Raw genomic sequence first — 2,522 nt, 5'->3', positions numbered from 1 at the left:
CATCCACTTGTCTTTCACATAATGAATCGTCAGCATTTGTTCAATAAACATGCCGCCAGCATCCTGCATCTGGATGATCAGGAGGAGCCCAGAAAGCAACCAGAGGCCACGGTGGATGCCCCTGATACTTCCAGTATTTCCCCCTCCTCTCTCCAGCTCCCGTCTGTTCTTCAGACGGCACTTGCACCGGATAAAAGCTTATCCCTTTTCCAGAATATAATTATCGTGCGTGCCAACAGCATTGTTCAATATCTGCAAAGGCTGCCCTTTCAGATAATAATTGAAGAAATCAAGCGTAAAATCGTTGACGAGCCGATGCGTTCCGCGCGCGTCCGTTCTCTGTACCCACTCCAGAATTGGCGAAATCAAAAAGTTATCAGTGAAGCTCATATGAGAAGTGTTGTTCAGCTTCAGCCAGTAGTTCCCGCCGGCCTTTACCGGCGTATACCGGGCATTGACCTCTTCATAGTATCGTTCAACTTCGCCGCGGGTCATGCCCAAGGCGGCGAGCTGATCGTCGCTTATGACACTGGAGCCCGCCACCGACTGGTCCGCACTGATCATCAGGAGCGGCTTGCTTATGCCTGCCGCCGGAATGCGGCGTTCACCGTACAAGGCTCCGTCCATATTGATGCCTGCCCGAACCCGCGGATCACTCAGCAGCATCTGAACTGTAGACGCCCCGCCGAACGAGTGTCCGAACATGCCAAGTCGCTCCATGTCCATCCGTCCCGTAAACCGCCGATCCGGGTCAGCGGCAGAAAGCTGTTCAAGTTGATTCAGCACAAACCGCACATCGTTCACCCAAACCTCATTCAGCTTGTCCATTTTTTCAAATGTCTCTTTTCCAAACCCTGTGCCGTCCACGGGATGGAATAACGCCACCCGTCCATCCGGAAATATCGAAGCCATACTGGTGTAAGTATGATTGATTCCCGCCACAATGTAGCCATGGCTAACCAACTGCTCAACCTGGAACATGTTCTGGCCCTCGAATCCGCCAGACCCGTGTGAAAAAATAATTACCGGATACGCCGCTTCCGTATCAGACAGCGCCGCGTGTTCAATCGCATGCGTACGGGCTTGTCCAAGGCTCGTCAAAAACAACTTCGGCAGACCAGACTCCTGCTGAAATGCCTCGGTATACACTTTGGAATCGGGCACATACGGCGCTCGGGTTCCCTTAGCGTCCTTGCTGGCCGGGTACCAGATACGTACATTCAGTTCCCGCTTGGCCCCGGCCGCCGTCACAGCGGACGTTTCTTCGCGGGTGTTGTCAATCCAGTGATAAGCGACCGTGCCAATCCCATACGGGCCTGCCGGTTCATCCAATGTAAACACCGGGAACAGCAACGGCGCAGCAACGGTTACCGTCCCGTAGAAAAAGGCGGATAACAACGCTGCAATTCTGCGTACGCCGCGCCTTTTAACGCCCCCTTGCCCGGCTCGGGCGCGCCGCCGATGATCCAGCATCAGCGCCCATAAAGGAGCCAGCGTAAATGCATAAGCGGGGATCAGGGGCCAGCGCCATCCCTCAACCCAGCCCTGTACAACGAGAAGAACTGCCGAGACGGCCGATCCTCCCCATAATAACAGTCGCGGCTTTTGTTGCCCGACAACCAGCCACAGCAACATAACCACATTAAACGTCACCAGTACAACTTCCATGATTCTCATCTGAAGATGACCTCCTCGAATACTGTCCGCCGAACAGGCAGTTCGGCAATATGTTACCACAGCGAATAACCTCTCCAATAGCAGGGACTTCAAAGAGGTTATAGCGGTGGAATACTACGGATACCGGAGAGTCAAAAGTTCTAATGGAAATCGAAGGGCAAATAACCTCATCCGACGAATCTATTATATCCTTAAGGTCGCGCCACCAAGAAAGGAGATTAGATCGTAGATAGAGTTACCTTATCTGATTTTTCGCAATTGACCATACCCATGTTGAAATATATACAGCTTATTTCATTGTTATTTTAAATTCCGAACCCGGCGCCCCAGCAAATACAATCGTTCCGCTCTTGGGCAGAGTCACTTTGTTGTTGCCGCTGACAATGGTATAGTTGACGCATAATCCTTCCTCATCATATACCGCGAAAGCACCATTCTTTGGCAGCTTGACCGTCATCGTTTTGCCTGCTGCCGCTGCCGGGATGGTTAACCATTTGGCATGCCCGTTCGCTGGCACCGTGACCTTGGACTGATTTCCTGCATAGATCGGTTTTACATTCGCCTCGCTCACAAGTAAGTGCGCATTTACCTTCAAATATTCGATGCCGTCTTCCGTGTAGAACTGGACTTCAGTCGTATCCCGGCCTACCATTCCTGGGATCTGGATCTGACTCGTCGCCGTGTTCGGACCTGTGATCTTTCGATCCTCCCAATAACCCGGCAGACCGTCGGCGAGGCTTATCGTCATTGCCAGATGCTCGAAGAAATACACTTCGGAGCTGAATTTCTGGTTCACGACATAGAACTTAGCATCTTCCCGTTTCGCCCAAGCTTTGACGGTCTCT

1 protein-coding gene and 1 pseudogene are annotated in these 2,522 nt (G+C 52.0%); both read right to left on the bottom strand.

The genetic code is table 11. The annotated features are described in order from the left end of the window. Positions 1 to 198: 198 nt before the first annotated feature. Positions 199 to 1,677, bottom strand: a complete 1,479-nt coding sequence (locus tag AMS66_RS19810) for an alpha/beta hydrolase family protein (RefSeq protein ID WP_053782437.1) — start codon at positions 1,675 to 1,677, stop codon at positions 199 to 201. Positions 1,678 to 1,966: 289 nt separating this feature from the next. Beyond that, positions 1,967 to 2,522: pseudogene (locus AMS66_RS33975) on the bottom strand (serine hydrolase); the annotation flags it as partial.

The sequence above is a fragment of the Paenibacillus xylanivorans genome (assembly GCF_001280595.1).
Classification (GTDB): Bacteria; Bacillota; Bacilli; order Paenibacillales; family Paenibacillaceae; genus Paenibacillus; species Paenibacillus xylanivorans.
The sequence above is the reverse complement of the archived record's forward strand: the minus strand, read 5'-3'. Positions and strand labels throughout refer to the sequence as shown.

Bases quoted from the DNA above. Each gene is read 5' to 3' on its own strand.
- AMS66_RS19810 (WP_053782437.1), bottom strand. From the start codon at position 1,677: ATGAGAATCATGGAAGTTGTACTGGTGACGTTTAATGTGGTTATGTTG.